This window comes from Providencia manganoxydans (assembly GCF_016618195.1).
Lineage (GTDB): Bacteria > Pseudomonadota > Gammaproteobacteria > Enterobacterales > Enterobacteriaceae > Providencia > Providencia manganoxydans.
This window is the reverse complement of record NZ_CP067099.1, coordinates 1,429,798-1,453,916: the sequence shown is the minus strand read 5'-3', so window position 1 is coordinate 1,453,916 and position 24,119 is coordinate 1,429,798. Positions and strand designations below refer to the sequence as shown.

20 protein-coding genes are annotated in these 24,119 nt (G+C 39.3%); 7 read left to right on the top strand and 13 right to left on the bottom strand.

Going from position 1 to position 24,119, the window contains the following annotated elements; all coding sequences use genetic code 11:
* Nucleotides 1-9: 9 nt before the first annotated feature.
* The 8 genes from ftsL to leuO all read right to left on the bottom strand — a co-directional run bounded on the left by ftsL (nucleotide 10) and on the right by leuO (nucleotide 9,332).
* The gene (gene ftsL, locus JI723_RS06285; protein WP_140181791.1) at nucleotides 10-330 is read right to left on the bottom strand and encodes a cell division protein FtsL; all 321 of its coding nucleotides are present in this window, start codon (nucleotides 328-330) and stop codon (nucleotides 10-12) included.
* Nucleotides 330-1,280: a 16S rRNA (cytosine(1402)-N(4))-methyltransferase RsmH gene (gene rsmH / locus JI723_RS06280; protein WP_272580141.1), complete on the bottom strand. Its 951-nt coding sequence runs from the start codon at nucleotides 1,278-1,280 to the stop codon at nucleotides 330-332. Before rsmH ends, ftsL begins: the two co-directional genes overlap by 1 nt.
* A 2-nt stretch (nucleotides 1,281-1,282) precedes the next feature.
* A complete protein-coding gene (mraZ, locus tag JI723_RS06275) occupies nucleotides 1,283-1,741 on the bottom strand; it encodes a division/cell wall cluster transcriptional repressor MraZ (RefSeq protein WP_070925259.1) in 459 nt (152 codons plus the stop codon).
* A 679-nt stretch (nucleotides 1,742-2,420) separates the two neighbouring features.
* Nucleotides 2,421-3,431, bottom strand: a complete 1,011-nt coding sequence (gene cra / locus JI723_RS06270; RefSeq protein WP_070925258.1) for a catabolite repressor/activator — start codon at nucleotides 3,429-3,431, stop codon at nucleotides 2,421-2,423.
* A 228-nt stretch (nucleotides 3,432-3,659) separates the two neighbouring features.
* Nucleotides 3,660-4,151, bottom strand: coding sequence for an acetolactate synthase small subunit (ilvN, locus tag JI723_RS06265; protein WP_070925257.1), 492 nt, complete (start codon nucleotides 4,149-4,151; stop codon nucleotides 3,660-3,662).
* Nucleotides 4,152-4,153: 2 nt separating this feature from the next.
* The gene (gene ilvI, locus JI723_RS06260) at nucleotides 4,154-5,881 is read right to left on the bottom strand and encodes an acetolactate synthase 3 large subunit (RefSeq protein WP_070925256.1); all 1,728 of its coding nucleotides are present in this window, start codon (nucleotides 5,879-5,881) and stop codon (nucleotides 4,154-4,156) included.
* Between the two features lie 306 nt (nucleotides 5,882-6,187).
* Nucleotides 6,188-8,020 (bottom strand): AMP-dependent synthetase/ligase, encoded by a 1,833-nt coding sequence (locus JI723_RS06255; RefSeq protein WP_272580142.1) that lies wholly within the window; start codon nucleotides 8,018-8,020, stop codon nucleotides 6,188-6,190.
* A 358-nt stretch (nucleotides 8,021-8,378) separates the two neighbouring features.
* Nucleotides 8,379-9,332: a transcriptional regulator LeuO gene (leuO, locus tag JI723_RS06250; protein ID WP_272580143.1), complete on the bottom strand. Its 954-nt coding sequence runs from the start codon at nucleotides 9,330-9,332 to the stop codon at nucleotides 8,379-8,381.
* 892 nt (nucleotides 9,333-10,224) lie between these two features.
* On the opposite strand from leuO, the gene leuA reads away from it, so the two are divergent.
* The 6 genes from leuA to mutH all read left to right on the top strand — a co-directional run bounded on the left by leuA (nucleotide 10,225) and on the right by mutH (nucleotide 18,152).
* Nucleotides 10,225-11,805, top strand: a complete 1,581-nt coding sequence (leuA, locus tag JI723_RS06245; protein ID WP_070925253.1) for a 2-isopropylmalate synthase — start codon at nucleotides 10,225-10,227, stop codon at nucleotides 11,803-11,805.
* 2 nt (nucleotides 11,806-11,807) lie between these two features.
* Nucleotides 11,808-12,899: a 3-isopropylmalate dehydrogenase gene (leuB, locus tag JI723_RS06240; protein WP_272580145.1), complete on the top strand. Its 1,092-nt coding sequence runs from the start codon at nucleotides 11,808-11,810 to the stop codon at nucleotides 12,897-12,899.
* Between the two features lies 1 nt (nucleotide 12,900).
* Nucleotides 12,901-14,304 carry a 3-isopropylmalate dehydratase large subunit gene (leuC, locus tag JI723_RS06235; RefSeq protein ID WP_272580146.1) on the top strand — a complete coding sequence of 468 codons (1,404 nt, stop codon included), beginning with the start codon at nucleotides 12,901-12,903 and terminating at the stop codon, nucleotides 14,302-14,304.
* Nucleotides 14,305-14,316: 12 nt separating this feature from the next.
* Nucleotides 14,317-14,919, top strand: coding sequence for a 3-isopropylmalate dehydratase small subunit (gene leuD / locus JI723_RS06230; protein ID WP_319066243.1), 603 nt, complete (start codon nucleotides 14,317-14,319; stop codon nucleotides 14,917-14,919).
* 319 nt (nucleotides 14,920-15,238) lie between these two features.
* Nucleotides 15,239-16,918 (top strand): HTH-type transcriptional regulator SgrR, encoded by a 1,680-nt coding sequence (sgrR, locus tag JI723_RS06225; RefSeq protein ID WP_319066245.1) that lies wholly within the window; start codon nucleotides 15,239-15,241, stop codon nucleotides 16,916-16,918.
* Nucleotides 16,919-17,468: 550 nt separating this feature from the next.
* Nucleotides 17,469-18,152: a DNA mismatch repair endonuclease MutH gene (mutH, locus tag JI723_RS06220; RefSeq protein ID WP_070925315.1), complete on the top strand. Its 684-nt coding sequence runs from the start codon at nucleotides 17,469-17,471 to the stop codon at nucleotides 18,150-18,152.
* Here the strand turns inward: mutH and JI723_RS06215 are convergent.
* Both JI723_RS06215 and JI723_RS06210 read right to left on the bottom strand, forming a co-directional pair.
* A complete protein-coding gene (locus JI723_RS06215) occupies nucleotides 18,139-18,456 on the bottom strand; it encodes a hypothetical protein (protein ID WP_272580149.1) in 318 nt (105 codons plus the stop codon). The two genes, mutH and JI723_RS06215, sit on opposite strands and share 14 nt — an antisense overlap.
* A gap of 169 nt (nucleotides 18,457-18,625) precedes the next feature.
* Nucleotides 18,626-18,871 (bottom strand): helix-hairpin-helix domain-containing protein, encoded by a 246-nt coding sequence (locus tag JI723_RS06210; RefSeq protein ID WP_140181774.1) that lies wholly within the window; start codon nucleotides 18,869-18,871, stop codon nucleotides 18,626-18,628.
* A 402-nt stretch (nucleotides 18,872-19,273) separates the two neighbouring features.
* Here JI723_RS06210 and JI723_RS06205 point away from each other — a divergent pair, with 402 nt between their 5' ends.
* Nucleotides 19,274-20,140: an alpha/beta fold hydrolase gene (locus JI723_RS06205; protein ID WP_272580150.1), complete on the top strand. Its 867-nt coding sequence runs from the start codon at nucleotides 19,274-19,276 to the stop codon at nucleotides 20,138-20,140.
* A 37-nt stretch (nucleotides 20,141-20,177) separates the two neighbouring features.
* Here the strand turns inward: JI723_RS06205 and JI723_RS06200 are convergent, their stop codons facing one another.
* The 3 genes from JI723_RS06200 to speB all read right to left on the bottom strand — a co-directional run bounded on the left by JI723_RS06200 (nucleotide 20,178) and on the right by speB (nucleotide 24,111).
* On the bottom strand, nucleotides 20,178-21,086 hold the full coding sequence (locus tag JI723_RS06200; RefSeq protein WP_272580151.1) for a sphingomyelin phosphodiesterase: 909 nt from the start codon (nucleotides 21,084-21,086) through the stop codon (nucleotides 20,178-20,180).
* An 897-nt stretch (nucleotides 21,087-21,983) separates the two neighbouring features.
* Complete coding sequence (locus tag JI723_RS06195; protein WP_070925245.1) at nucleotides 21,984-22,763, bottom strand: acetoin reductase; 780 nt, start codon at nucleotides 22,761-22,763, stop codon at nucleotides 21,984-21,986.
* A gap of 427 nt (nucleotides 22,764-23,190) precedes the next feature.
* Nucleotides 23,191-24,111: an agmatinase gene (gene speB / locus JI723_RS06190; RefSeq protein WP_272580152.1), complete on the bottom strand. Its 921-nt coding sequence runs from the start codon at nucleotides 24,109-24,111 to the stop codon at nucleotides 23,191-23,193.
* Nucleotides 24,112-24,119: the final 8 nt, after the last annotated feature.

The window sequence follows — 24,119 nt, the reverse complement described above, 5'->3', positions numbered from 1 at the left end:
TAACCTTATCTACTGCTTAGAAACAATGATATTTTCTTGAGAAGGCTCAACATGAACCATCTGTAATTTATCCACAGATAAGCGTTCAACTCGGCTGTGGCTAGCTAATGCGTTTTCTTCTAGGATCAGATTGCGCCATTCAATATCTAGCGCATCTTTTTCTTCGTATAATCTATCTTTTTCTGCTGTCAGTAAGCGCGTTTCATGGGCGGTGGTAACCACAAATACAGCACTGATAATAATCGCAGCAAGTAAAATTAAAGGAATAATTCCATAACGGAAAAGATCGCGCCCGATAACTTTTCCTAGGCTATGCCTTTCTGGAACCATTACGCCATCCTCTGTGCGAAGCGCAATACCGAACTGCGCGCTCTTGGATTTTCATCTACCTCAGCGCCAGAAGGTTTCATTTTCCCCACTTCACGTAACTTGGCAGCACCTAACTCTTTAATTTGAGTTTCAGTCAGTGGGATCCCTGCTGGCACACTCGGACCTTTACTATTTCGGCGGATAAAACGTTTCACTAATCTATCTTCTAGCGAATGGAAACTGATTACCGATAAACGCCCTTCTGGTGCGAGAACAGCCACTGCGCCTTCAAGTGCCTGTTCTATTTCTTCTAATTCACTGTTGATATAGATACGTATTGCTTGAAAGCTTCGGGTTGCTGGGTGCTTATGACGATCTTTTATCGGGCTCACTTTCGCAATTAATTCAGCTAGCTGACGAGTACGCGTTAATGCCTCTTCTTCAGGATTATGATTACGCTCAACAATGGCTCTCGCTATACGTTTTGCAAAACGCTCCTCACCAAAGGTTTTCAGTACCCATGCAATGTCATCCGCTTCTGCATTCATGAGCCATTGCTGTGCTGATTGACCTCTCGTGGGATCCATACGCATATCTAGGGGTCCATCTCGCATAAACGAAAAACCGCGTTCTGGATCATCTAATTGTGGTGATGACACGCCAAGGTCTAATAAAACACCATCAATTTTGCCAACCAATCCTTCTTCTGCGACATAATCCGCAATCGCAGAAAATGGCCCATGTTTAATCATAAAACGTGGATCATTAATTAATTGAGCCGCTTTAATTGCTTCAGGATCACGGTCAATCGCAATCAGGCGCCCTTGTTCATTTAGCTGACTTAATATCAATCTTGAGTGACCACCACGGCCAAAGGTGCCATCGATATAGATACCGTTTGGCTTAATATTGAGTCCGTTGACTGCTTCATCAAGCAATACTGTTACATGTTTAAATTGCTGCTGTGTCATGTTTATAGTGACAAATCCTGTAAGCGGGCTGACAGCGGTTCTTGGGTTTGTCTTTCAGCAGTTATATCTTCTTCAACTTGCTGATACCAAGTCTGTTCATCCCAAAGTTCAAATTTATTTATTTGGCCGACTAACATGACCTCTTTTGTTAGCCCTGCGTGTTGGCGCAGCGTACTAGCTAACAAAAGACGCCCTGCATTATCCATTTGGCATTCACTGGCATGCCCTAATAACAGACGCTGTACACGCCGTTCCGCAGGGTTCATGGTTGATAAGCGAGACAGTTTTTCTTCAATAATTTCCCATTCAGGTAACGTGTAAAGTAATAGGCATGGCTGGTGGAGGTCGATGGTACATACCATCTGCCCCTTAGATTCCTCGCTCAGCATTCCCCGATATCGGGTAGGCACGGTAAGACGCCCTTTGCTGTCGAGATTTACCAGTGTTGCCCCACGAAACATACCCAGTAAAACCTCTTTATTTCCTGTTTACCCACTTTACCCCACAATTCTCCACTTATAAAGTTTACGAATGGTAGGAAAACCTTGTCAAGCCAGATGCACCTAGCTTTTGCTTTATTTACAGAACAATTCAGAAAAGATAAGAGAGGGTAAAATCTAATTCGGAGATAAAATTATGAATAACGGGTTGATATAACTCATTTATTTTTGACAATGCAGTAAATATTGACTTAATTCTATTTTACTGACGAAAAAACGGGCAAATGATGATATATCCTATATACGTCTCATTTTTAATCAGCTTATCGATAACCGATTCTTTACTTTCAAATTAACCGTGAATGTCTAATTACTATAAATATTCTCGATAATTGCCTCACAGGAAAATAAAAACCATAAATTTCAACCTATTAAAACACTGTTTTAATAGACAGTATTTTAACTCAAATATGGATTCAGGATAAATTTTATATTTAAACCTAAACTTTTAAATTAATTTTTTTATTTAATTTTATTCCACTTCGAGAAATTAGATTTATCCGATTAAGAATATTCCTAAAGTTAAATATTTACTTATTTTTAGCATGAAATAAAAAGCCCCTTTTGAATAGGGGCTAATATGATACTCATAAATGTGATCGATATCACTCAGTATTCAACCAGATTAATTAAAAAATAATTATTCCTTACGACCTAAGCTACCACGTCGGCATAAATCACGGCGAATACGTGTAATACCTGTATCAGGTTTTTGCTTTTCATCTAGACTTGCAAGAACTAATTCTAAAATACGTTCAGCAATATCCCTATGACGCTGTGCAAGCGATAAAACAGGACAGCCAAGAAAATCAAGCAACTCGCTATCACCGAACGTTGCAATTACCATATGTTCTGGTAAGCGCCCGTTACGTTTCAATGCGACATCGAGCACACCTTGCAACAGCGAAAATGACGTCGTAAACAAAGCATCAGGCATCTGATTGCCTTTATCTAACCACTCAGCAAACACATCTGCTGCTGACGCCCTCTCATAACTATTAGCGTACAGATAATTAACTTCTCTTGAATCGCCTTCCCAGCCCTTACGAAAACCTTGTTCACGCAAATAACTGACGGATAGCTCAGGTAAAGCGCCAAGATATAACACTGATTTTGCAGGAAATTTCTTCAGCTCAGTTGAGATCATCAATGCATCTTCTTGGTCATCACCCACTACGCTAATAAAGTGCTCTTTTTCAAGCGCCCTATCAAGAGCGATAATAGGTAAGGAACGATTTGCCCAGCGCTGATAAAAAGGATGTTCAGGAGGTAGTGCCGTTGAGACAATAATCGCATCAACTTGACGCTGCAAAAGATGTTCAACGCAACGAATTTCATTATCAGGTTGATCTTCAGAGCAGGCTATCAATAACTGATAGCCGCGTTGGCGTGCCTGACGTTCAAGATAATTAGCGATACGAGTATAGCTCGTATTTTCGAGATCAGGGATGACTAGCCCTATCGAACGTGTTCTCCCTGCGCGTAGCCCCGCAGCTACGGCATTTGGATGGTAATTGTGCTCTCTGACAACAGCCATCACTTTTTCTACAGTTTTATCGCTGACTCGATACTGCTTGGCCTTGCCGTTGATCACATAACTAGCCGTTGTGCGGGAAACCCCTGCTAAACGGGCTATTTCATCCAGTTTCACGTTAACCTCTTTGTGTGTTTCAACCAAACTTAATACATTGATTATACTGCTTATATTGCAGTCTCTAATAACCGCAAGCCTATATACTCGTTATATTTCAAGCAGTAGAGGGGATTAACTACCTGCATCTTGAATTATTTAGAGTATAAAATAACAGCTGACGGTCAAAGCCCCGAATGACTCGGGGCTTTACACATTACTGCATTCTACCTTCAGCTGACAAATTTTTCATCGCATAATTTTATCACCGCGTGATACACCGATGATACCTGAACGTACAACTTCAACAATTTCAGCAACACCACGCACCGCTTCGATAAAAGCATCTAGTTTATCGCTTGTTCCTGCGAGCTGAACGGTATAAAGCGTTGGCGTCACATCAACAATCTGTCCACGGAAAATATCTGAGCAACGTTTGATTTCATCACGCCCATAACCTGATGCTTGCAACTTAACTAACATAATTTCACGTTCAATATGTGCTGAAGCCGTTAATTCGCTAACACGCAATACATCTACTAATTTATGTAGCTGCTTTTCAATTTGCTCAAGAACTTTCGCATCGCCTTTTGTCTGAATAGTCATTCGAGACAATGTCGGATCATCTGTCGGTGCAACCGTCAAACTTTCAATATTGTAGCCACGTTGAGAAAATAGCCCGATGACTCGAGATAACGCACCGGATTCGTTTTCTAATAAAACTGATAAAATACGACGCATGATCAAGTCCTCTCCGTTTTGCTCAGCCACATTTCATCCATTGCACCACCACGGATTTGCATTGGGTAAACATGCTCAGTTTCATCAACATTAATATCAACAAACACTAAGCGTTGGTTTTCATTAACCTCAACCAAGGCTTGCTTTAACTTGTCATCTAACTCAGCAGGAGAGCTGATAGAAATACCGACATGACCATAAGCTTCAGCAAGCTTCACAAAGTCAGGCAATGATTCCATATAAGAGTGAGAGTGTCGCCCTTGATAAATCATATCTTGCCACTGCTTCACCATGCCTAAAAAACCATTATTTAAGTTCAATACAATGACAGGTAAGCCGTATTGCAGCGCCGTTGACAGCTCTTGAATATTCATTTGAATACTGCCATCACCAGTAACACAAATAACGGTAGATTGTGGATGCGCTAATTTAACCCCTAAAGCAGCGGGTAAACCAAAGCCCATCGTTCCTAAGCCACCTGAGTTGATCCAGCGACGAGGTTTATCAAATGGATAATATAATGCCGCAAACATTTGATGTTGGCCGACATCTGAAGTCACATAAGCCTCACCCTGTGTTAAACGATAGATAGCTTCAATGGCTTGCTGTGGTTTAACTTTTTGGCTATTGGTTTGGTAACTAAGGCATTTTTTCTCGCGCCATGTTTCGATATCCTTCCACCACGCCTGAAGCGCTTGGCTATTCTGCTTTGTGGAAGCTTGATCTAACTGGCTCAGCATTTGCTGAAGTGCCAATTTAGCATCACCAACAATCGGAATATCTGTATTTACGGTTTTTGAAATAGAGGTTGGGTCAACATCGATTTGGATAACCGTGGCATTTGGGCAATATTTTTCGAGGTTATTGGTGGTTCTATCATCAAAACGCACCCCAACTGCAAAAATTACATCCGAGTTATGCATGACTTTATTGGCTTCATAAGTCCCATGCATGCCTAACATCCCAACGGATAAATGATGTGTTTCAGGGAAAGCTCCGAGTCCCATTAACGTCGAAACCACTGGAAGTTGCAACTTTTCAGCAAGTTCTAGAATTTCTGGTGAGCAGCTTGAGTTGATCGCACCACCACCAATATAAAATACTGGCTTTTGTGCTGCTATCAGCTTAGAAAGTGCTTTTTTGATTTGTCCTTTATGGCCTTGCAACGTCGGGTTGTATGAGCGCAAAGAAACTGTTTCAGGATAGCGATAAGGGTATTTGTGCGCCGGGCTGACTGTATCTTTAGGTAAATCAATGACCACAGGACCAGGACGCCCACTTGCTGCAATATAAAATGCTTTTTTGATGATTGCAGGTATGTCTTCCGCTTTTTTAACTAAAAAACTATGTTTTACAATTGGGCGAGATATTCCCACCATATCACATTCTTGGAATGCATCATTACCGATAAGGGAGCTTGCGACTTGCCCTGATAGTACGACCAAGGGAATAGAATCCATGTATGCTGTTGCAATACCGGTGATCGCATTTGTCGCACCGGGCCCTGAAGTCACTAAGACGACTCCTACATCCCCTGTCGATCGTGCGTATCCATCCGCCATATGTACAGCGGCTTGTTCATGACGAACGAGTATATGATCCACACCACCAACGGTATGAAGTGCATCATAGATATCTAAAACAGCACCACCTGGATAACCAAATACGTGCTTTACACCTTGGTCTATCAATGACTTGACGACCATTTCTGCTCCCGACAACATCTCCATGAGTTTGCCCCCAGACTATTTTTGCAAGTTAACAGAGGTATGACTGTCCTCGTAATTATTGTCATTTCTTCTGTCGTAATTATGACTGCTATTAACATATCGTTGAGATTAATACGACGCAAACATCATTTGTTAAGCAAAAATGTCAACTTAGAGCATTCACTCCATCTTTATTAATTATTAGTCGAACTAACTAAGATAATAACGAAGAGCAGCAAATATCGCTGCAATGTAGTGAAAAAGAGTGCAAAGTGCAGCCGGATATGATGTTAAATATCCGGCTAAGAGAGAAATGTGATAGCTTAATTATTCACGATACATTGATTCTATTTCAGACTGGTAACGTTCTGATATGATCTTTCTACGTAATTTGAGTGTTGGTGTCAGCTCTCCTTTTTCCATTGAGAAATTGACAGGAAGTAGTGTAAAACGTTTAACTTGATGGAATGCTTCAATATTTTTTTGCAAATCTTTTAAGCGAGTTTCAAATAAGGCCACGATATTTGAGTCTTTGAGCAATTCAAGTCGGTCACGGTATTTTAAGTTAATCGACCTTGCATATTCCTCAAGTGAATCATAACAAGGCACAATTAAAGCCGATACAAATTTGCGCGCATCTGCAATTACCGCAATATGTTCAATAAATTGATCCTGCCCTAACACCCCTTCAATCATTTGTGGTGCAATATATTTACCATTCGATGTTTTCATCAAATCTTTCAAACGATCAGTAATATACAGATTGCCTTGTGCATCTATCTCACCCGCATCACCTGTTTTTAACCAGCCATCCGCTGTGAAAGTATCATCAGTTTCTTGTGGACGATTATAATAACCTTTCATCACCACAGGTCCTTTGACCTGAATTTCATTATTATTGCCAATACGTACTTCAACTGATGATAAAGGTGTACCAATAGATCCGAGCGGATAACGCCCTTCTTCCCAGCATGAAACCGTCGCGCAGGTTTCTGTCATACCATAACCATACTTAATATTAATGCCAGCGGCTAAAAAGAAAGCAATCACATCATCATCTAAGCGCGCACCAGCAGCAGGCATAAAACGAATGCGTCCACCAAGCAACTGACGCAACTTGGTGAGAACCAATTTATCCGCCAAATTATAAAATGCGTTATTAATAATTGAGAGTGATGAGCCTTTGGTAAGAGCTTTCGTTTTTTTCTTACCTTGGGCTAGTGCCCATTTAAACAATAAACGACGCGGTAGAGGCGCTTTAGCAACTTTACCTAATACCGCACTATATACTTTTTCATAAAAACGAGGCACGGCACACATCACCGTTGGTTTTACATCTGCTAATGCCTCTCTAACCGCATTGGTGTCTGTTAAATACACATTGCGAGCGCCAGTATGCATAACATAGAAACTCCAAGCGCGTTCAAAAACATGAGATAGTGGTAGAAAACTTAATGATACATCTTCAGAAGTGAGTTTCAAACGTTGATCGTGCAAATAGAGTTGTGCTGCCATGTTGTAATAATCCAACATAACACCTTTAGGTTCACCGGTTGTTCCTGATGTATAAATGATAGTGAAAAGATCACTAAGGTTATGAGCAGCAATTCGACGATTTAATTCATCTTGATATTCTACGGTATTTTGCTCAATAAAGTGCGATAAGTGGTATGAAGGAATGTCACTTTCTAGTAACTCAACATCACTGTTAAGCACCACAATAGCAATAAGCTGTGGGCAATGCGATTTTAATTGACACGCAATGTGATACTGCTCTTGCTCGCCGACAAATAGAATACGGATGTTTGCATCATTAATGATATAGGCGGCTTGTTCTAAGCTACTTGTTGCATATAAAGGTACCGTCACGGCTTTTAGTTGTAAAACAGCGAGGTCAACTAAAGACCAATTCATACTGTTATGGGCAAATAACCCAATGTTTTCCTGTATGGCAACATTAAGCGACAGAAGACGGCAAGCAATTGCAGAAGAGAGTTGTTCAACTTCCTTCCACGTCAGCTCACTCTGTTGGCCATTATGCCATTGACTGAAAGCTATCCGGCTTGCCGATTCAACAGCACTAAATCTATTGTGCAAGCGATTAACCAGATGGTAAGGATAAAGGTTTTCAGTAATCAAAGTGTGTTTCCTATAGTACATTTGTTAACTGAAGTGATTCGGCAAAGTCACAAGACACTTCGTAAGTTAATTATTTCAGCTTACAACTGTTAGCTGAATACTTGGAGTGTATAGACTAAAAAGGAGCGAGGAAAGAGGTATTATGTAAAGATTATGCAAATGTTATTGGCTTAACAAAACCCACTATTGTATTTCACTCTGACGAGTTACTCTCATAATACGACCTGTTACAACACTTTTAATTAAGGTATGGCGACTAGGTTCATGCGCTATTCATCACATACTGTGTATGCCCCTAGCACCTCATTCACAGATTACCTAGCCGCACCTTAAGTAAATTTTAATTAAACAGTATAAGAAGGGTTAATCAGCAGTAAGCCTAGATTGATGATTCTGTAATAAGCTGACAAATTCGTGATTTCATCCATTGATGCCCTTTATCGCGAGACGTTGACTCATGCCATGTTAAATAACATGGACGTGTATTGTCAGCCCAAGGCAAGGCCACTGTGCGAACAGGGAATTTATTATCTGCATGCTCAACCAACCATTTAGGTACAATAGCGACTAAATTAGTTTGTGACACCATATTTAGCACACTGTGTAAATTGATTCCTTGATAACTAATTGTTTGTGATAAATCAGTATTAGAATAATATAAATGACTAAATGAACCAATATTATCCATAGACATAACTGCATGTTTTTCGTTTACTAACTCTTCAAGCGTGATGCTATTTCCAATATAAGGATGGTTATTGGCCACCACTAAAACAGCTTCATCATTAAAGATAATTTGATGTTGATATTCGTTTTTACCGAGCTTATTGTAGCTTATCGAAAAATCTGTTTCTTGATATTTTAGTTTATGTTCAATGTTATTATCTAAGAAACCATGAATAACTATATTAATATTAGGTGATATTTCTTTAAACTTTTCGACAACAATTGCCGCTAAGCGAATATCTAGAGGGGAGCAAATCGCTAAATTAAAAATCCTTTCGCTAATCAGGGGATCAAAAGAGGCTCCGGGTAGTTCATTATGAACTAATTGTAAGGCTTGTCTAATAGGACCAAATAATTGCTTAGCACGTGATGTCGGTTGGATCCCTCTACCGTAACGAACAAAAAGCTCATCATTAAACATTGATTTTAAACGAGATACTGCATTACTTACCGCAGGTTGTGACATCCCCAAAATTTGTGCTGCTTTAGTCACATTTTGCATTTGCATTACAACATCAAAGACTGTCAGTAAATTTAAGTCTACGTTTCTTAGATGAATATCACTATTCTCTTTTTTTGTTGGTGAAACTGTATCAAAATCAATCATTCTTTACTCCAATAAAGATATTTATCATTTTTAATTAATGACAATTCATATACCTATAACTTATTTAATAGATGCATAAATTCATTAAATATTATTTTTCAAACAACTTATACATAATAAGCTATTCTGCGTTCCCTGCATTTATAAAACGACGCTCTAATTATATAACTTATAGATTTGATGATACAATATAAGCTGTAATAAGAAGCGAAGGTATTCATATATTAAATGAATATTACTCATTCATTTAAAACTACTATTGTTAACCCCAAAATAATAAAACAATTTTTAAAATAAATCATAATAAATATGATCAGCTTTACCGAAACATTCTCATTATCAGATTAATTATAAATTATTCATTTACCGAATAATTTATTGATTGAAAACTATAATTCAAGCCTATTTCTATTTCTCACTTTATCGCTTTATTCACATCGCAAAATCGCGCAAAAAACACCCAAAACAATCAGTTTATGCTATGTTTTTACCTCGACATTTCATGAAAAGAATTTTACCCCTGCTTTATGACCAAAATATAGGGAAAAACATCACTAAAAATTTAGAAATTAGTCACAATCACTAAGTATTGATAATGATTCATAATTCGCAAAATTTACGACAAAAATCTAAAGTTGACAGCAAAGAAAAGATCACGTATCAATAAATATATCTTGATGAAAAACAAATTTTAGAGACCGCGTAAATGACAATTTCTATCCGCCTACTAAGCCTACTACTACTCGCATCCAATGTGCGCGGTATGCTTGTGGACGGAAGGTAACACGCAGTCCAGAAACATAAAGAACCCGCGCCAGCCGCGGGTTTTTTTATGCCTGCCGGCACCGCAAAAATATAACGATAAAATTCTGTATTTAAAGAGGAACACAACATGAGCGATCAAGTCATTATATTCGATACCACCTTACGTGACGGCGAACAGGCATTGCAGGCAAGTTTATCCGTTAAAGAAAAATTACAGATTGCGTTTGCGTTAGAACGCTTGGGCGTAGATATCATTGAAGCAGGTTTTCCGGTTTCCTCTCCCGGTGATTTTGAATCTGTACAAACTATCGCTCGTGAAATTAAAAATAGCCGTATCTGTGCATTAGCTCGCTGTGTGCAAAATGATATTGATGTGGCTGCTGAATCATTAAAAGTCGCTGAAGCATTTCGCATCCATATCTTTTTAGCTACCTCAAACTTACATGTACAAAAGAAATTAAATAAAACGTTTGATGGTGTCATGGATATGGCGATCGACTCAATCAAACGCGCTAGACGTTATACTGATGATGTTGAATTTTCATGTGAAGATGCAGGCCGTACCGATATTGATAACTTATGCCGTATTGTTGAATCCGCAATCAAAGCTGGCGCAACCACCATCAATATTCCAGATACTGTAGGCTACACCACGCCATACCAATTCGGTGGCATTATTACTTCTTTATATGAACGCGTTCCTAATATTGATAAAGCTATTATTTCTGTGCACTGTCATGATGATTTGGGCATGTCTGTTGCCAACTCCATTACAGCCGTACAAGCGGGTGCTCGCCAAGTTGAAGGAACCATTAATGGATTAGGTGAACGTGCAGGTAATACCGCATTAGAAGAAGTGATTATGGCCATAAAATTGCGCGAGCAGATGATGAATGTTCATACCAATATTAATCACAAAGAAATCTACCGTACCAGCCAATTAGTTAGCCAGTTATGTAACACACCGATCCCTGCCAATAAAGCTGTTGTAGGCAGCAATGCATTTGCTCACTCATCGGGGATCCACCAAGACGGTGTGCTGAAGAACCGCGAAACCTATGAAATTATGACGCCAGAATCGATTGGTTTGAAAGCTATCCAATTGAATTTAACCTCTCGTTCAGGTCGTGCCGCGGTTAAACATCGCATGGAAGAAATGGGATACCATGAAGGGAAAGATTTCAATTTAGATGAATTGTATACCGCCTTCTTAGGTTTAGCCGATAAGAAAGGCCAAGTGTTCGATTATGACTTAGAAGCATTGGCTTTCTTTGCTAATCAGCAAGATGAAACTGACCATTTTGTCATGGACTATTTCAGCACCCAATCAGGCTCCAGTGTCGTTGCGACCGCAACAGTGAAAATGCGCTGCGGTGAAGAGGAAAAATCAGAAGCTGCCACTGGCAACGGCCCTGTTGATGCTATTTATCAAGCTATTAGCAAGATCACAAATTACCCTATTCAATTAGTATCTTACAAATTATCCGCAAAAGGCCAAGGTGAAAATGCATTAGGTCAAGTCGATATTGTTGTCGAATGCTTCAATCGCCGTTTCCACGGAATGGGCTTAGCAACAGATATCGTTGAGTCTTCTGCAAAAGCAATGGTGCATGTATTAAATAGCATTTGGCGTTCTGAGCAAGTCGAAAAAGAAAAACAAAAAATAAATCAACAAGAATCACAATCAAATACAAAGGAAGCTGTATAACAATGTCTAAGAGCTATCATATTGCCGTATTGCCTGGAGATGGCATTGGTCCAGAAGTTATGGCGCAAGCAAATAAAGTATTAGATGCTATCCGTCAGCGCTTTGCGTTATCGATTACCACTAAAGAATATGATGTTGGCGGCATCGCTATTGATCGTCATGGTAAACCATTGCCTGAAGAAACAGTGGCTGGTTGTGAAAATGCGGATGCGGTGCTGTTTGGCTCTGTCGGTGGCCCTAAATGGGAAAACTTACCGCCTGATAGTCAACCTGAGCGTGGTGCTTTATTACCACTACGTAAGCATTTTAAATTATTCAGTAATTTGCGCCCAGCGCGTTTATATCAAGCTTTAGAAGCGTTTTGCCCATTAAGAGCTGATATTGCTGCTCAAGGTTTCGATATTTTGTGCGTGCGTGAATTAACGGGTGGTATCTATTTCGGTCAACCTAAAGGCCGTAAAGGCGAAGGTAAAGAAGAGTATGCATTTGATACTGAAGTCTACCATCGTTATGAAATCGAACGTATTGCCCGTATTGCCTTTGAATCCGCGAAAAAGCGTAATCATAAAGTAACCTCAATTGATAAAGCTAATGTGTTACAAAGCTCAGTTTTATGGCGTGAAGTTGTTAATCAAATCGCCAAAGAATACCCTGATGTCGCCGTTAGCCACATGTATATTGATAACGCGACCATGCAGATGATCAAAGCGCCTGCACAATTTGATGTTGTGCTATGTTCGAATTTATTTGGCGATATTATTTCTGATGAATGCGCCATGATCACAGGTTCAATGGGAATGCTGCCATCTGCAAGTTTAAATGAAGCTGGCTTTGGCTTATATGAGCCAGCAGGTGGCTCAGCACCAGATATCGCAGGACAGAATATTGCGAACCCTATCGCACAAATTCTATCCGCAGCAATGCTGTTAAGATTCAGCTTAAATGAAAACGATGCCGCAGATGCTATCGAAAGAGCGGTCAATAAAGCGTTAGAAGATGGGCATCGTACTGCTGATTTGGCAGGTGGTGGTAAGTCCGTTAGTACTAGTGAAATGGGTGATATTATCGCCCGCTATATTCGTGAAGGGGTGTAACATGGCTAAAACTTTATATCAAAAATTATATGATGCCCACGTTGTCCGTGAAGTTGACAACGAGACACCTCTTATTTATATCGATCGTCATTTGGTTCATGAAGTGACCTCACCTCAAGCCTTTGATGGTTTAAGAACAAAGAATCGCCCATTGCATCAGCCAAGCAAAACATTCGCCACTATGGATCATAACGTCTCTACGCAGACCAAAGATATCAATGCATGTGGTGATATGGCGCGGATCCAAATGCAAGAACTGATGAAAAACTGTGAAGAATTTGGCGTCACGTTATACGACCTCAACCACCCTTATCAAGGGATCGTCCATGTTATGGGACCTGAGCAAGGTATCACCTTGCCGGGTATGACGATTGTTTGTGGTGACTCACATACCGCAACACATGGTGCATTCGGTGCTTTAGCTTTCGGGATCGGTACATCTGAAGTTGAACATGTTATGGCAACGCAAACCTTGAAACAAGCGCGTGCCAAAACAATGAAAATTGAAGTTGTCGGCAAAGCCCCTGCTGGAATTACAGCAAAAGACATCGTATTGGCTATTATCGGTAAAACAGGTAGCGCAGGCGGAACAGGCTATATTGTTGAATTTTGTGGCGAAGCTATCGAAAACCTCAGCATGGAAGGCCGTATGACAGTGTGTAATATGGCTATCGAATTAGGAGCAAAAGCGGGGATCATTGCACCCGATGAAACCACCTTCAATTACATGAAAGGACGCCAATTTGCCCCGAAAGGCACTGAATGGGATGAGGCTGTTGCCTATTGGAAAACGTTAAAAACGGATGATGATGCCCAGTTTGATAAAGTCGTCACGTTACAAGCTAGCGACATTGAACCTCAAGTCACTTGGGGAACAAACCCAGGTCAAGTAATTGCCATTAATCAACCAATCCCAGCACCTGAATCATTCAGTGATCCTGTCGAACGTGCCTCTGCGGAAAAAGCGTTAGCTTATATGGGATTAGAATCAGGTATTAAATTATCTGATGTGAAAATTGACAAAGTGTTTATCGGTTCTTGCACCAACTCTCGTATTGAAGATTTGCGTGCAGCTGCGGCAATCGCAAAAGGCAAAAAAGTCGCTGCGGGTGTGCAAGCCATTGTCGTCCCTGGCTCTGGTCCAGTTAAAGCACAAGCAGAACAAGAGGGTTTAGATAAAATCTTTATCGAAGCTGGCTTTGAATGGCGTTTACCGGGTTGCTCTATGTGCCTTGCAATGAACAATGACCGTTTAAACCCGGGTGAGCGTTGTGCATCCACCAGTAATCGTAACTTTGAAGGCCGCCAAGGCCGAGCTGGTCGCACTCACTTAGTCAGCCCTGCGATGGCAGCAGCAGCAGCGATCAATGGTCACTTTGCTGATGTACGTGATATTCAAGCCTAAAGGAGACATGAAATGGAAAAATTGATTACTCATACTGGTATTGTCGCACCTTTAGATGCTGCAAATGTCGATACAGATGCAATTATCCCTAAACAGTTTTTGCAGAAAGTGACTCGTACTGGTTTCGGCCAACATTTGTTTAATGACTGGCGTTTTTTAGATGATGCAGGCCAACAACCTAACCCAGATTTCGTCTTAAATAAACCGGTATTCAAAGGCGCAAGTATTCTATTGGCTCGTGAAAACTTTGGTTGCGGCTCATCAAGGGAACATGCTCCTTGGGCACTAACCGATTTTGGTATTCAAGTGGTGATTGCACCAAGTTTTGCCGATATCTTTTATGGCAACTCGTTTAATAATCAGTTATTACCAATTAAATTGAGCGAACAAGAAGTCGACGAAATGTTTAATTATGTGCAGCAGCATGAAGGATGCCAATTCACAGTCGATTTAGAAAATCAAACCGTGAAAGCTGGCGATAAAACTTATCATTTTGAGATTGATAGTTTCCGCCGCCATTGCATGATGAATGGCCTTGATAGTATTGGTTTGACATTGCAACATGCAGAGCAAATTAGCCAATATGAACAAAAACTCCCTTCGTTTATGCGTTAACGATTAAGTTTCAACTACCAAACGCCTGCAATGATTGCAGGCGTTTTTGTTTTTAAATAGTGAACAAGCTTTTCATTACATGCTAATCTAATCTCAAGCCATCCCTATTGTTTTTGTATTATTAGAAAAGAAAGTGCCATGGTAAAAAACAATAAAAAAGCCGATAACCTAAGCTGTCGGCTGGTAAATTACCATTACTCAATAATTCGGGGAGTCGGCCTGCTAACTAGCAGACCTAACGAGCTACTTACTAGTACCTATTATCAATGGGATATTAGGAAATAAAAATTGATGAAATCATTGCCGGAGTTCCCCTTTTATGTCTAATTCTCGCCTGCAAACGCAATTTGTTCGCCTCTGGCAGCACTTTCAAGGGCAAGATAGTGAAACCACACTGCAACATATTGCTGACACCCTGTTTTGCTCTCGTCGTCACGTTCGTACTTTACTCAATAATATGCAATCTCATGGCTGGTTAAGTTGGCAAGCTGAGGCTGGTCGAGGTAAACGATCTACCCTACTTTTTCACGTTAATGGATTAGAATTACAACAAGCTCAGGCTGAACGCTTATTAAAAGAAGAAAGTATTGAAAAATTAGTCGCACTAGTCGGTGACAAAGAAACTATTCGCCAAATGGTGCTTTCTGAGCTGGAAAGAAGCTATCGCCAAGGCAAAAACCTATTACGTATCATTTATTATCGTGATTTTCCTAATTTGCTGCCCGGAACACCAATACGCCGCTCTGAAATTCATTTAATGAGCCAAATCTTTAACGGGCTAACCCATATAAATGAGGAAAAAGGGGAAGTCGAAAATGGGATAGCTCATTATTGGCAAGCAATTAGTGATACCGAATGGCGCTTTTATTTAAGACCAGCAATCTATTTTCATCATGGACGAGAAATGTTAGTCGATGACGTTATTAGCTCACTAATGCGCTTAAGTCATTGTTGGCCACTATTTTCTCATATTAAATCTGTTACATCCCCACTGCCTTACGTGATTGATATTCAGTTAAGTTCACCAGATAAGCAGCTCCCATTATTATTAGGTAGCCCTCATGCGGCTATCATACCTAAAGAATGGGAAAGCCTTGAAAATTTTAATAAATTGCCTATTGGTACAGGACCTTATCTCGTCGAAAAAAACTTACCTCAAAAACTTACCATTACCGCATTTGAGCGATACTTTGGCTATCGTGCACTACTCGATGAAGTGACTATTTGGGTCGTACCAGAGCTTTCTGAACAAATGGTTTGTACCACATTAAAAATGGACAGTGACAATACACCTAATGATTCACTAGAAAGCAGAATGGAGGAAGGTTGTTACTTTTTGTTGATGGATCAACGCTCTTCGCTTTCTCAACGCAGTGATATCCGTAAATGGCTGTGCAGTTATTTGACGCCAATAAATTTATTAGCTCATTGTGAATCCTTTTATCAACGGCACTGGGCGCCTGCCTATGGCTTATTGCTTCATTGGCATCACAGTAAGATGCTAACACCGCTACCAAAACCAGCCGATCTTACTCAGCTCACCGTCACCTTTTACCAACAGCACCATGAGTTTTATGCGATTAGCCAGATCATGAAACGCGTTTTAAAATCACAAGGCATTGAATTAAAAATACAAATTGTTGATTATCAAGCGTGGTTTAATGGTGATGTCGAAAGTGATATTTGGTTAGCCACTGCTAACTTTTTTAAACCTCTGGAATTTTCTATTTTTGCTACTTTGTACGAAATTCCACTCTTACGTCAATGCTTAGGTAACTCGTTAAACGAAGAGCTCGTTAAATGGCGAAATCAACAATTAAATGTTGAGTCTTGGTGTGAAAGTCTTGTTGATTCACAGATATTCCATCCTATTTTCCACCATTGGTTAGAGTTACAAGGGCAAAAAACCATGCGTGGAGCAAGGATGAATACTTTCGGTTGGTTCGATTTTAAATCTGCATGGTTTAAACCCACTGAGGATAATACACAGAAATCATAGAAGTTATAAACATTGTAAGTGAATAATAAGGATGTTATTCACTTTTTCTGTGGATATCTATGTTAACAACACGATAGTAATCAGGGTATATCCTTTAAAGGGATTAATTAAGCAAACTAACCATTTTTATTAAACTCTAATAAATCATAAGGATAACGCGATTTAAGGCAAGTTATTCACTGTTTATCTTTTCATCATCCTTGTTTAGGAGTTCAAGTGAGCAAAGATCAAACAATGTATGATTTATCCACAAGTAATGTACTTAACTTACTCATTTTATGTGACGAAGCTCAACAAAATGACGAAGTCAAGGCTGTAAATACACACAGTAATTAAATTTTTTCACAGTTATCCAATAAACCTGTGGATAACTCAGTGCATGACCCTGTGATTAGCATGGGATGAACGTGAATAACCTATTTTTTTTAGTTTTATTTTTTTTATTAAAGGCAATTATTATCTTATATATCAATATATTAATAATCTCTTATAAAAAGTGATATACTGAATATACCTTGTGGATTTTTTTTGGCTATTATTTCATCGCATTATGCAATTTACACCACCTTTACCCCCTGAAAATGAATCTGTGCTAATGGCTAGAGCACAAGCTCTCGCAGGCTATACACTTGGCGAGCTAGCAAGCTATGCAGGTTTACCAATCCCTCCAGATCTAAAACGTGATAAAGGCTGGGTTGGTATGCTGCTTGAGTACTTCTTAGGTGCCACCGCAGGGAGTAAGCCAGAACAAGACTTTGCAAATATTGGTGTTGAACTAAAAACTATTCCTATAGATCGCCATGGCGTACCTCTTGAAACAACCTTTGTTTCTGTTGCTCCTCTCACTGGCAATAGCGGGTTAACATGGGAAAATAGTCATGTCTATCGTAAGCTTTCACGTGTGCTCTGGTTTCCTATCGAAGGTGAACGGCAAATACCACTTGCCGAGCGACGTGTGGCAAGCCCATTATTGTGGAGCCCATCTCCTTTGGAAGAAAAATTATTACGTCAAGATTGGGAAGAGCTGATGGATTTGATTGTATTAGGAAAAGTCGAAACGATTACTGCTCGGCATGGACAGGTTTTACAAATACGCCCCAAGGCGGCAAATAGCAAAGCCCTAACAGAAGGGATTGGTGAATCGGGCCAAACGATCATGACCCTTCCCAGAGGTTTTTACCTTAAAAAAGATTTTACAGCTCCGCTTCTGGCAAGGCATTTTAAAATTGATTGATAGAACTGATCATCAATCCTGCAATGTTTCCTTGCTCACAGTGCTGGATCGTAACAAGACTCCCTGTTGAGAATGCCATTTCAATGATACCAAACATTTTCTTGTTATAATCCCCTCCCCTTAACCCTAAAACTGGAATTCTTTTCGTTACCGTAGGCCCATCAAATAACGTGATTAAATATTCTGACTGTTGAGTGATTTTTCGTTCAGCAAATGTAATAGCAGCAATTTTCTTTGGCATTCCTTTATAACTTTCACATTGATCAGGAAAATAATTTACCTCTTCTGTGCTGGCTACTGCCATGATAACCATACATAAAATAAACTTTACCATTTTATTAAACATAGTTATAAAAATATAAGTAATTTGATTTCGCTAATCGTAAATCAAATTACTTAGTCTTTCATGTAAAAACAGCGGCTAAGTATTAATTAAAAATAACAGAGATAATCTTTTAATTATGTCTTTAGATCTATTTCTCTTTCAGTGAATGCCGTGCCGCCTCTATAGCTCCTTCAACAGCTTTTTTTGCTTGAGGACTATTCTTCCAACAGCTTGATCCGGTTAAAGCAGCTCCAGAAATTAAAATTTCGTCATAAGATGCTTCACTTAACTGCAATAATGATGAAAACCCCATTTGCTCAAGACGACTAATCACGGTAGGACCAACCCCTTTTACCGCTAGTAAACATTGTTTTTCTGCATCAGAGAATCCCATAATAACGCCTATTAGAAATAATAAATGAGACAGTAATATACCCTAAATAATTAGAATTTCAGCTATATGATAAGGCCAGAGATATAAAAAGTGATGTAACGTGTATGAGTTAACACGGTCAAAAAACATTGCTATTTGCTATAATTAGCTTTGCATTCAACATACTTCTTCTTTTACTATATACGCTTAACACACTTTGATAGTAACTATGCTCAAAGAAATATATTGTAAATAGTGTGCGTATTCATAATTTTATACCCTAGCTCATTCGAGTCGCTAGCAATATAGAAAACGAAATGGCACCGCCAGAAGTGCTCAACTCGAAGTGTGACGCGTTTATATCAATACAATCCCCTAAAACATAGCATATTTGTTTTTTGGAACGACAGCTAGGATCCAGTAATGCAAACTAATCGGTTCGTTAACTCTCGACAATATTCAATTCAACTACCTGACAATCGTCATTTAAGTTGGTATGAATCAGGCCCTGTATCCGGCTACCCTGTGGTTTTTTGTACAGGGGCTGGCATGAGCGGAATTTTAGGTTTTGGGATCGAATTACTGGATAAGTTGAACATTAGGTTAATTGTCCCTGAGCGTGCAGGCCTAGGCCGCTCTTCTATAGATCCACAGAAATCGTTAGCAAGTTTTGCTGTCGATGTTAATGCGTTACTCAATTCACAACAGATTGAACAATATTCTGTGGTTGGTTTTTCCCAAGGAGCTGTATTTGCTATGGCTTTAGCTTTTTATGGACATCCGAGCTCGCTATCCATTGTCGCTGGGCAAGATCAATTTGACTATCCTGCAACAAGAGCCATATTGCGTTCTGATATTATCAATATGCAAGAACAGGCCAGAAATACCCCAGAAGCGCTTGCAGATTGGTTACAAAAGAATGTGAGTGCACCATGGCTGCTGGCCTTTATACTCCACTATAGCGCAGAAATCGATCAAGAATTTTATAATGAGCCTACCTTCTTGCAAGCCTATACCGACTGTATGAATCAAGCTTTTCATCAAGGTAATTTAGGATACGTACAAGATCTATTAATTTCATTTCAAGAGTGGAAATTTCAGCCCGAAGATATCCATTGTCCAGTATTATTATGGTATGGGGAAAAAGATGAAAGTACCGTCCATTCACCTGATTTCGGTAAAATACTTTCAACACGTTTCTCTAATTGCCAACATTTTATTTTAGAAAATGAAGGTGGTTCATTACTATGGACGCAGGCCGAACGTATTTTAACTCATTTAAACGTCTGATCGTATGAACCACTCTGCACCATTGCCATGGCTGAAATTAATATAATTCAATTTCAGCCACAACAGGATAATGGTCAGAATAATCAAAAAATAGCTTATTATTATAATCATAGCCTTGCTTTGTTTTTATAACACGCGTCTGTTCATTAATTGAAACTACATTTTTTGCAAAAATATAATCTAAATGCCAACGATGCCGTTCATCTGGTGAAGCTTCTCGAATGATATTATTCGTTGCGAAATCCCAAGATGGCTGTGGATTAAAGTTTTCAGGCTCTCTCCAACCAATAATTTTTAATGCTTGCTTATATTCATCAGAACCATAATCGATATTTAAATCTCCGCCTAAAATAATAGCTTGGTGGTCATCGCTCGTTGATTGTTCTGCCCAGTTCACCAATTGAGCTAACTGTGACTTACGATGTGAAGATGGATGACTCATAATACAGAAGCTATCATCGGATTGCATATGTGTACCAAATACATTTACCACTTTACTATTAATATCGATAACCGCTCTAACTCCTCCTCTGGCACTAAAGCGATCAGCTCCACATCCTGCATCTTCAAATAGCTGATATTCACGGTAGATAATAGGATGGCGAGACACAATAGTAATACCTGAGTTGACTTGCTGAATAACATCCCATCCTCCTTTTTTAGCATTCCAGCAATGATTAGAATCACAATAAGATAATATCGATTCATTATATTGTGCTGCAACAGGTGTGTGATAGAAGAAACCCAATTCACGCATGCCAGATAGCAATTTTTTTTCAGAGTCATAGTTAAAAACCTCTTGAAAAATAACAATATCTATATCTTCAAAGATATTATCTTTTATCATTGCATTAATACGCTTGTCTTGTGTTAGAGCGCTAATACTAAAGAAGGGAATATGCAGTAAATAAGTATTTAACGTCATTACTTTAATGGTATTCGACATAAACTTTCCTTATTAAATGGTTTATTTGAAAAATATCAATTTATTTATTATATAAATGAAAATATCGCGAAATTAAAGCTATTGATTATTCTACTCAAGCCTTAATTAGGCTAAACCATATATGCATCATTGAATATATTATTTATTAATGTATTAGCAAAAGAATTTTAACAGAGTTAAGTTTAGGTTGGATTATTTATAATTAATATTTATTTAAAATAGTTTGCAATGTGGCTAATCCATTAATCAATAACTATAAAACAAAACTATTATGTAGAAAGTTAATATTAAACATTTTAATACAATTTAAAATCTATATTTATTTAATCTCTCATCCATTCTTATATATCAATAATTAGTCACATGCATAAATAGGTGACGAATATGAACAGTTCCTATTAATAAGGCTACAACTTAAATCTGACGAGGCGATAAGTCAGCGAATCGCTAGGAGCATACATAAGTATGTGACTAGTGTGAGCGAACGCCATCAGCAAAGATACAGCTCGAAAGTTTGACGAGCGGTGCTCTATATAATTCGAGCTGTAACGAGGCGACAAGTCAGCGAATTGCTAGTCACACATATAAATAGTAACTCGCGTAAGTGAATGCAATCAACAAAGTTACAACTCGGAGCTTGACGAGCGATGCGCTAAATAATTCGAGCTGTAACGAGGCGACAAGTCAGCGAATCGCTAGGCGCATACATGAGTATGTGACTAGTGTGAGCGAACGCCATCAGCAAAGCTACTGCTCGAAAGTTTGACGAGCGGTGCTCTATATAATTCGAGCTGTAACGAGGCGACAAGTCAGCGAATCGCTAGGCGCATACATGAGTATGTGACTAGTGTGAGCGAACGCCATCAGCAAAGCTACAGCTCGAAAGTTTGACGAGCATTAGCGATAGACGATACCGCCATCAGTTAATATAGACTGACCGGTAATGTAATCAGAATCATCACTCGCTAAAAAGGCGACTAGGCCTGCTACATCTTCTGGGGTTTGTGCTCGGCCTAATGCTATTCCTTCTACATATTTTTTATAGGTTTCACCTTTTGGAGCTCCTGTAATTTCAGCGAAGCGTTCATCAATTTCTACCCACATGTCTGTTCCTACTATACCTGGACAGTATGAGTTAACGGTGATACCTGAACTTGCATATTCTTTTGCCGCGGCTTGAGTTAGTGCGCGTACAGCAAATTTCGTTGCTGAGTAAACCCCTAGCATGGCAAAACCATCATGCCCTGCAATGGAGGAGGCGTTAATAATTTTACCTTTATGTTTACGTTGCTGGAATTTTTCACTAGCGGCTTGAATACCCCACATCACACCATCAACGTTAATTTTGAAGATAAGATCCATATCTTCTTGACGAACATCTGCGATCGGTTTTACTTGTGCGATCCCCGCATTATTAATCATGACATCAAAGCCACCTAACTCGGCCTCTGCATGTGCAACAGCAGCGAAAACCTCTTCACGTTTACTGACATCCGCTGCAAATGTGGTCGCTTTACGGCCTAGTGCTTCAATCTCTTTAGCTACATCGACCAGTTTATCTTTTTTCAGATCAACCAGTGCGATATCAGCACCTTCTTTTGCTAGACGTAATGCGATACCACGCCCAATACCTTGTGCTGCACCAGTAACTAAAATGACTTTATTATTCAGTGCCATAAGTATTCTCCCATTGAAAGCCGTTAAAATGAATGACTCAAACTAATAATTACGTTAGCAAGATTAACAACAAGTTACAAAGTAATGATAATAGGCTGTTATTAGAGAATATAATAATAGATTGCACTATCTTTGAGTGAGAATCACTTACATTTTCGATATGAATAACTTTAAAAAGCAAAATACTAGTTAATTAGAGGTAGATTTACACAATAAGAAGTATGGCAAAAAATGCTATTTGTCCATATTTGCTTAATAAATCGTCTATAACTCCAAATAATTCGAGATGCAGATAGGCAACAAGTGAAGATAGGAAAGGAGTATCGATACACTATGTGGCTCAGCTCGCTGAAGGTAGGCAATGCTGATGCAGATTGAGCGAGTTAAAATTTAGGCTGCCTAGATGACAGCCTAATATTAAGACATCTTATTTTTTAGATGCTTGCAAATAAAGCATCTCTAGTGCTATCGATGCTGCGGCTAAAGCCGTAATTTCTGATTGGTCGTAAGCAGGTGCAACTTCAACAACATCCATACCAACGATATTTAACGGCTGTAAGCCGCGCAGTAATTTTAATGCACGGTCCGAAGTTAAACCACCAACCACAGGTGTACCTGTTCCTGGAGCAAAAGCAGGATCTAAACAATCAATATCAAAAGTTAAGTAGACAGGCATATCACCCACAATTGATTTAATTTGTTCAATCATATCATCAACACTGCGATCGTTTACCTGTGCCGCATCTAACACAGTGAAGCCATTATCGCTATCATGTTCAGTACGAATACCAATTTGTACTGAATGGTTAGGGTCAATCAACCCCTCTTTTGGTGCATGATAGAACATGGTACCATGATCATATTGGCTACCATTACCATAGGTGTCTGTATGTGCATCAAAGTGGATTAGCGCCATCTTGCCAAAGTGTTTTGCGTGAGCACGTAATAACGGTAATGTCACAAAGTGGTCACCACCAAACGATAAACAACGTTTACCTGACGCTAACAGTTTCTCAGTATGCGCTTGTAATTTGTCACACATATCCTGAGCATCACCGAAAGCAAATACCACATCACCACAATCCACGACATTTAAACGTTCTGTTAGTTTAAAACTCCATGGCCAGCGATGACTTTCCCACGCTAAGTTAGTTGATACTTGACGGATAGCAGCAGGACCATGTCGGCTCCCCGCTCGCCCTGAAGTCGCCATATCAAATGGAACACCAGTGATCACCCATTCAGCATCTGAGCTATAAGGCTGAAAATTTAATGGAAAACGTAAAAAACCAAATGCGTTAGAAACCAATGAATTATCAGTCTGGTTCCCTAATGTACTATTGATCATCACTTCTA

Excerpts from the sequence above, each read along its gene's own strand:
- leuO (WP_272580143.1), bottom strand. The coding sequence starts at position 9,332 with ATGATTGATTTTGATACAGTTTCACCAACAAAAAAAGAGAATAGTGAT.
- leuD (WP_319066243.1), top strand. The coding sequence starts at position 14,317 with ATGGAAAAATTGATTACTCATACTGGTATTGTCGCACCTTTAGATGCT.
- leuA (WP_070925253.1), top strand. The coding sequence starts at position 10,225 with ATGAGCGATCAAGTCATTATATTCGATACCACCTTACGTGACGGCGAA.
- rsmH (WP_272580141.1), bottom strand. The coding sequence starts at position 1,280 with ATGACACAGCAGCAATTTAAACATGTAACAGTATTGCTTGATGAAGCA.
- sgrR (WP_319066245.1), top strand. The coding sequence starts at position 15,239 with ATGTCTAATTCTCGCCTGCAAACGCAATTTGTTCGCCTCTGGCAGCAC.
- JI723_RS06205 (WP_272580150.1), top strand. The coding sequence starts at position 19,274 with ATGCAAACTAATCGGTTCGTTAACTCTCGACAATATTCAATTCAACTA.
- mraZ (WP_070925259.1), bottom strand. The coding sequence starts at position 1,741 with ATGTTTCGTGGGGCAACACTGGTAAATCTCGACAGCAAAGGGCGTCTT.
- leuB (WP_272580145.1), top strand. The coding sequence starts at position 11,808 with ATGTCTAAGAGCTATCATATTGCCGTATTGCCTGGAGATGGCATTGGT.
- mutH (WP_070925315.1), top strand. The coding sequence starts at position 17,469 with ATGCAATTTACACCACCTTTACCCCCTGAAAATGAATCTGTGCTAATG.
- JI723_RS06210 (WP_140181774.1), bottom strand. The coding sequence starts at position 18,871 with ATGGGATTCTCTGATGCAGAAAAACAATGTTTACTAGCGGTAAAAGGG.
- ilvN (WP_070925257.1), bottom strand. The coding sequence starts at position 4,151 with ATGCGTCGTATTTTATCAGTTTTATTAGAAAACGAATCCGGTGCGTTA.
- ilvI (WP_070925256.1), bottom strand. The coding sequence starts at position 5,881 with ATGGAGATGTTGTCGGGAGCAGAAATGGTCGTCAAGTCATTGATAGAC.
- leuC (WP_272580146.1), top strand. The coding sequence starts at position 12,901 with ATGGCTAAAACTTTATATCAAAAATTATATGATGCCCACGTTGTCCGT.
- JI723_RS06215 (WP_272580149.1), bottom strand. The coding sequence starts at position 18,456 with ATGGCAGTAGCCAGCACAGAAGAGGTAAATTATTTTCCTGATCAATGT.
- JI723_RS06200 (WP_272580151.1), bottom strand. The coding sequence starts at position 21,086 with ATGTCGAATACCATTAAAGTAATGACGTTAAATACTTATTTACTGCAT.
- speB (WP_272580152.1), bottom strand. The coding sequence starts at position 24,111 with ATGATCAATAGTACATTAGGGAACCAGACTGATAATTCATTGGTTTCT.
- JI723_RS06195 (WP_070925245.1), bottom strand. The coding sequence starts at position 22,763 with ATGGCACTGAATAATAAAGTCATTTTAGTTACTGGTGCAGCACAAGGT.
- JI723_RS06255 (WP_272580142.1), bottom strand. The coding sequence starts at position 8,020 with ATGTACTATAGGAAACACACTTTGATTACTGAAAACCTTTATCCTTAC.
- ftsL (WP_140181791.1), bottom strand. The coding sequence starts at position 330 with ATGGTTCCAGAAAGGCATAGCCTAGGAAAAGTTATCGGGCGCGATCTT.